Source organism: Microcystis sp. M090S1, assembly GCF_020246295.1.
Lineage (GTDB): Bacteria > Cyanobacteriota > Cyanobacteriia > Cyanobacteriales > Microcystaceae > Microcystis > Microcystis aeruginosa.
Genome location: NZ_JADBTF010000322.1, coordinates 1 through 5,883, shown reverse-complemented (window position 1 = coordinate 5,883; position 5,883 = coordinate 1). Strand labels below are relative to the sequence as shown.

At 47.5% G+C, this 5,883-nt stretch carries 5 protein-coding genes; 1 reads left to right on the top strand and 4 read right to left on the bottom strand.

Annotation, left to right across the window (positions count from 1 at the left end; all coding sequences use genetic code 11):
• Nucleotides 1–235: 235 nt before the first annotated feature.
• Nucleotides 236–1,540, bottom strand: a complete 1,305-nt coding sequence (locus tag IM477_RS14210; RefSeq protein WP_287732218.1) for an ABC transporter substrate-binding protein — start codon at nucleotides 1,538–1,540, stop codon at nucleotides 236–238.
• A gap of 128 nt (nucleotides 1,541–1,668) precedes the next feature.
• Between IM477_RS14210 and IM477_RS14205 the strand changes: the two genes are divergently transcribed.
• The gene (locus IM477_RS14205; protein ID WP_287732217.1) at nucleotides 1,669–1,821 is read left to right on the top strand and encodes a hypothetical protein; all 153 of its coding nucleotides are present in this window, start codon (nucleotides 1,669–1,671) and stop codon (nucleotides 1,819–1,821) included.
• A 93-nt stretch (nucleotides 1,822–1,914) separates the two neighbouring features.
• Here the strand turns inward: IM477_RS14205 and ctpA are convergent, their stop codons facing one another.
• The 3 genes from ctpA to IM477_RS14190 all read right to left on the bottom strand — a co-directional run bounded on the left by ctpA (nucleotide 1,915) and on the right by IM477_RS14190 (nucleotide 5,685).
• Nucleotides 1,915–3,153, bottom strand: a complete 1,239-nt coding sequence (ctpA, locus tag IM477_RS14200; protein ID WP_287732216.1) for a carboxyl-terminal processing protease CtpA — start codon at nucleotides 3,151–3,153, stop codon at nucleotides 1,915–1,917.
• 192 nt (nucleotides 3,154–3,345) lie between these two features.
• Nucleotides 3,346–4,425, bottom strand: a complete 1,080-nt coding sequence (gene fba, locus IM477_RS14195; protein ID WP_002744497.1) for a class II fructose-bisphosphate aldolase — start codon at nucleotides 4,423–4,425, stop codon at nucleotides 3,346–3,348.
• Nucleotides 4,426–4,557: 132 nt separating this feature from the next.
• Nucleotides 4,558–5,685 carry an aldo/keto reductase gene (locus IM477_RS14190; protein WP_287732215.1) on the bottom strand — a complete coding sequence of 376 codons (1,128 nt, stop codon included), beginning with the start codon at nucleotides 5,683–5,685 and terminating at the stop codon, nucleotides 4,558–4,560.
• Between the last annotated feature and the right edge of the window lie 198 nt (nucleotides 5,686–5,883).

The following is a 5,883-nucleotide window of genomic DNA, read 5'->3' as shown; positions in this document are numbered from 1 at the left end:
TCATATTTAACAGTAAAGCCAACCTAGAACGACGGGGTTTCAGACCCAAATTTTCCGATGAATGATGAATTATGAAGTGGGGTAGTGAAGTAGTGGGGAAGTGGAGCATTTGGCTGAAATTTCCCTAAACCCCTAAATCCCTATCCCCTACCTCCTGCCGACCGCCGACCGCCGACCGCCGACCGCCGACCGCCGACCGCCTCCTGACTCCTGATCACTGATCACTGATTACTGATTACTGATTAGGTGTCACCTGATCGATAACCTTGAGAGTCCCGTCATCCTTGACAGTCCAGACATCGTAACTACCGACCACATCGCCATTTTCATCGATATCCACATTGCCACTGGCTCCCTGATAGTTAATATCCTCGCCTTTGCGAATCATTTCCATGGCTTGACAAGCATCGGTTACTTCCGTCCCCGGACCGTTAGCCACCTCACGAATCTTGCTTTGAATCCCTTCACCAGTGTTAGATTTAGCCGCCTCGGCCGCTAACATCAATAAAACCGCCGCGTCCCAAGTATGGGGAACAAAAGCGGTGACATCCTTGCCGGTCTTTTCTTTCCAGAGAGTAGTAAAAGCACTTAAAGCTTGACCGTCGGCCCCGGGGACCGTGCCTAGGGCCCCGGCAATAATTGACTTACCATCGGTTCCTTTCCCCACCTGTTTGGTGAAATCTTCCGAAAAAACCCCATCGGTGAGGAGGACGGTAACTCCTTTGGTCAATCCCTGTTTATAGGCCGCTTGCAGTAATAAACTGCCCGTTTCAGCGTAAAGGACTGCCGCTACAGCATCCGGTTGGTTAGCGAAGGCAGCCGCCGCTTCACTATCGAGAGTGGCAGCTTTCGGGTCATAACGAACGGGATTTTGCTTATTAGTGATAGTGCCGCCTAATTTATCGAAAGCGCTCACGAATTCCCGTTCAAATCCGACTCCGTAATCGTTATTGATCACGACGGTGGCCACATTTTGAAAACCCCTTTTCTTAGCTAGGACCGCTAAAGCTTGAGCTTGGTAGGTGTCCGGGGGAGCCGTCCGCGCCCAAAAACCTTGAAAATCGCCTTTTTTCGCCCTGTCAGTAAATACAGGACTGGTGCTACCCGGAGAGACTAACATAACTTTATTTCTCACCGCCACATCGACGGCTGCTCCTGAGACGCTACTGGCAAAGGAACCGATCACACCGGCTACTTTATCCACCTCCGCTAGTTTCGTCATCGCTGAAGCACCGGCGGCGGGATCAGTTTGGTCATCTTCTTTCACGAGGGTGACGGGTTTGCCATTGACTCCACCACAGGCATTGATAGTATCTACCGCTAGGGCGGCTGCTTCGGGCATATTTTGACCAATAGCGGCTAAATCTCCGGTAATGGGCAGTAAAGCCCCTAATTTTAAGCCTTGATCACCGGGGCCTGTGGTGCTGGGGCTAGAGGCAGTGTTATCGGGGGTTTGGGCATTATTACAAGCGGTTAAAAAATTAGCTAACAGGCTGATGCTCAGGGTTAGGGCTAGGGGCGATCGAATATATCTCTGCATGGCGGTAAGATCAAGGATGAGTCAAGGTTGCAAGACTGAAAAGCCCGGACTGGGAAAATTCTAATCGATGTTAGCATTCTCTCCAAATCAAACAGGTTTTCATCTTAATTTAGATATTGATGGAAAAAATGGCTAATTTGTTCGATTTATGCCGTCGGGTGTGGGGAAGTGGGGTAGTGGGGAAGTGGGGAAATGGGGAAATGGGGAAATGGGGAAATGGGGAAATGGGGAAATGGGGAAATGGGGAAATGGGGAAATGGGGAAGTAGAGCATTTGGCTGAAATTTCCCTAAACCCCTAAACCCCTAAACCCCTCAATCTCTAAATCCCTATCTCCTGCCTCACCCCACCAACAAACTTTTTCAGTAAACCCACTTAGGAAGCTTTGGCTAAAACGGTGTTCTGGTTTAAAAACTGAATCGCCGTTTGGTATTGACTATCTTTTTCGGTGCCGATTTCCTCATAGGTGATCGGTTCCTGTGCCACCACTTGATCTGGCATAATTCCTAACTTATGAATATCATGGTGGGCGGGAGTTTCATATTTAGCCACAGTAATCGCTAATCCTGCCCCATCGGGTAACTCGAATAGGGACTGAATTAATCCCTTACCGAAAGTCTTTTCTCCCACTAAAACCCCTCGCTGATTGTCCTGTAATGCTCCGGCTAAAATCTCGCTGGCGCTGGCGGTTCCCTGATTGACTAAAACCACTAGAGGCGCATCGGTTAAAGCATTGCCAGCAGCGGCAAAACTATCGGCAATTCCCTCGCGATTAACCGTATAAACAATCGTTCCCTGATTAATCCACATCCGAGCGATTTCTATACCCGCTTGCAGTAACCCACCGGGGTTATTTCTTAGATCCAAAATATAACCCTTTGCCCCTTGTTTTTGTAAGTTCGTCACCGCTTCCGAGACTTCTTTGGCAGCGTTAGCACTAAATTGATTTAAGCGCACATAACCGATGGGCAAGGAACTAGAATTTTTATCCAAAACCGCTACCACTGGACTTAAAGAAATGCGTTGACGGGTTAAAGATAGGGTTTTTGGTTGACTTTTTTGATCGGGAAGAATGACTAAGGAAACTTCTGTTCCGGGGGTGCCGCGCATTTTGGCCGCCGCCGCGTCGAGGGTTAAAGTAGTGGTATCGATGCCATCAATAAACAAAATGCGATCGTGGCTAGTTAAACCAGCGGCCTCAGCAGGAGAACCGACAAGGGGGGCAACCACTTCTAAGTAACCATTGTCGGGATTGATATTAATTTGCAGTCCTACCCCCGATAATTCCCCCGTGGTGCTAATTTGTAGGTTATGGTATTGATCCGGTCGCAGGAGACGGGTAAAAGGTTCATCGAGAGTAGCTAACATCTGTTCGATCGCATTGTAGGCCGCCGTCCGATCGTTGAGGGGTTTTTTGATGAATTGTTCCCGCACCTGCCACCAGTTTTGATGATTAAATGTGTCATCATAATAAGATTGGTTGACTAATCGCCAAGATTGTAGTAGCAATTTTTGTTCTTCGCTAAAGGCGGCTGCTGTGGGTGTCCATGCCATCCAAGTCAGACAAAACCAAAATCCCACTAATAATCCCACCCACAACGATTTTTTTCTCATCTTGCTTCTCTTATAAATCAAGTGCTGATCTGCTGATTATTTTCAGTATAGTCTTTTCTCTGAAATCGATTCTTATCTGGTAACTCTTTCCCTTGAAGGCATTCCCATAAAAAAAGAGGGTAGTTATGGTTAACTACCCCAAAAAATTCTACTAGATCGGTGCCATTAAGCGATCGCTTAATTGTTCAGCTACTAGACAGCCACAACTTTTTTGCTGACTTGGGTTAATTGCCCTTTAGCATATTTGGCTGCGTAGTCATCGAGGGACATTTGTTTGATTTTGCTGGCGTTACCGGCGGTACCAAATTGTTGATAGCGATCGGCACAAACTTTCTGCATATAGGTGATCGAGGGTTTCAGGAAGAAACGGGGATCAAACTCTTTCGGGTTGCTGAATAGTGCTTCACGAACTGCGGCGGTAATTGCTAAACGGCAGTCGGTGTCGATATTGATTTTACGCACACCACTCTTGATGCCTTTTTGGATTTCTTCCACGGGAACACCGTAGGTTTCAGGGATAGCGCCACCGAATTGGTTGATTAATTCGAGGAGATCTTCGGGAACCGAGGAAGAACCGTGCATGACCAAGTGAGTATTTGGTAAGCGGTTATGAATTTCTTCAATGCGGCTAATAGCGAGAATTTCGCCGGTGGGTTTGCGGGTAAATTTGTAAGCACCGTGGCTAGTACCAATGGCTACTGCTAAAGCATCTACTTGGGTTCTTTCGACGAAATCCACCGCTTCATCGGGATCGGTTAACAGCATCGAGTGATCTAATTCCCCTTCAAAACCGTGGCCATCTTCCGCTTCTCCTTTACCGGTTTCTAAGGAACCTAAACAACCGAGTTCCCCTTCCACACTAGCACCGATCGAGTGAGCAACTTTTACTACTTCAGCAGTAACGTTAACGTTGTACTCGTAGGTGGCGGGAGTTTTAGCATCCGCTTCTAAGGAACCATCCATCATAACACTGGTGAAACCGTTACGGATCGCCGAGTAGCAGGTGGCGGGTTCATTACCGTGATCTTGGTGCATCACGATGGGGATATGAGGATAGGTTTCCACCGCGGCGGTGATCAGGTGACGCAGGAAGTTTTCCCCTGCATATTTGCGCGCACCGCGAGAAGCTTGCAGGATAACGGGGCTGTCGGTGGCTGCCGCCGCTTGCATGATCGCTTGGATCTGCTCCATATTATTTACGTTAAAAGCGGGGATGCCATATCCGTTCTCAGCCGCGTGATCCAACAATAACCGCATGGGGACGAGTGCCATATCCTTTACTCCTTAATCTATTTCTTGTTTTTTGTCTCTTTAAATTCAAGAAAGTTAATTCTCTTACCTGTTAATCTTAAGATAGTTTTTACACTTTGACGATCCCCAAAAAAAATTTTTCCCAGTTTCGTCCTAAGATGACCACAATCTCCGTCGCGGCGGACCGTTAAGTAGTTCGTGTGTATCAAATAACAGCCGGGGAATCGGCAATTTTTCCGGGCAGCGAGGTAAACAATCACCGCATTCAGTACAATTATTCGCCTTGCGTCCGGGGAACCAATGACCGGCATTTTCCAGCATTCGATAGCGATACTGGCCAAAATCGGTCATTTCGTAAGCTACTGCCAGATTCCGCAGTCTCAACACTTCGGGGATATTAATATTTTCGGGACAGGGTAAACATTGATAACATTGGCTACATAAATCTGTAGCCAATTTATCGGTTAAATGTGCCTCTAAACGCTTAAAAACGGCAAGTTCTGCCGCATCTAGGGGCTGATCTCCTTCGCATACGTTAATAATTGTCTCTAATTCCTCTGGTATCGCTGCCCCGACGCTGAGGGTAGTAATGCGCGGATCGCTCAATAAAAAGCGATAATTTAGCTCTAAGGGTGAAAAAGGAGCGCATAATTCCTCTAGCTTCTTGGGAGGTCTGTGGAGACCACCTCCCTTATCAGCAGGGGAAATAATAAACACACCCATGTCCTTTGCCTGGGCTAAAGCGATCGCCGGTTGCTGTCTTTGCCAAAAAAAATAGTAATGGATATTGACAAAAGCGAAGAAATCTGTATTGATCGTCTCCAGAATAATTTCTAGGGGTGCATGGGTAGAAAAGCCAATATGACCGATTTTTCCAGCTTCTTGGGCCATAAAAACGGCTTTCATGCAGCCTTGCGGGTCTTTAATCCAGTTTAAATGCTCGCGGGTGTTAATACCGTGAATTGCTAGACAATCGAGGTAATTTAATTGTAATCGTTCTAGGGATTCGGCGATCGCTTTTTCCATAGTTTGGCGATCGGGAGTGGGGACCAATTTCGTAGTCAGATAAACCCGCTCCCGCACCCCTTGACGCTGCAGGTAGCGACCGAGAAAAACTTCGCTATTACCGTAACCTCTGGCCGTTTCTAGGTGATTAATCCCCAATTCTAGGGCGCGATCAACTGTTGCGGTAAACACCGACTCTGAGGACAAACAGCGCATTGTCCCCAGGGAAAACAGCGAAAATTGCCAATTAGTACGGCCAAATCGTCGATAACGCATTGATTCAGTTATCAGTTATCAGTTATCAGTTATCAGGTATCAGTTATCAGGTATCAGTTATCAGGTATTGGGTATTGGGTGTGGGGTGTGGGGTGTGGGGTGTGGGGTGATGGGGGAGTGGGGAAGTGGGGAAGTGGGGAAGTGGGGAAGTGGGGAAGTGGGGAAGAGGGGAAGTGGAGAATTTGGCTGAAATTTCCC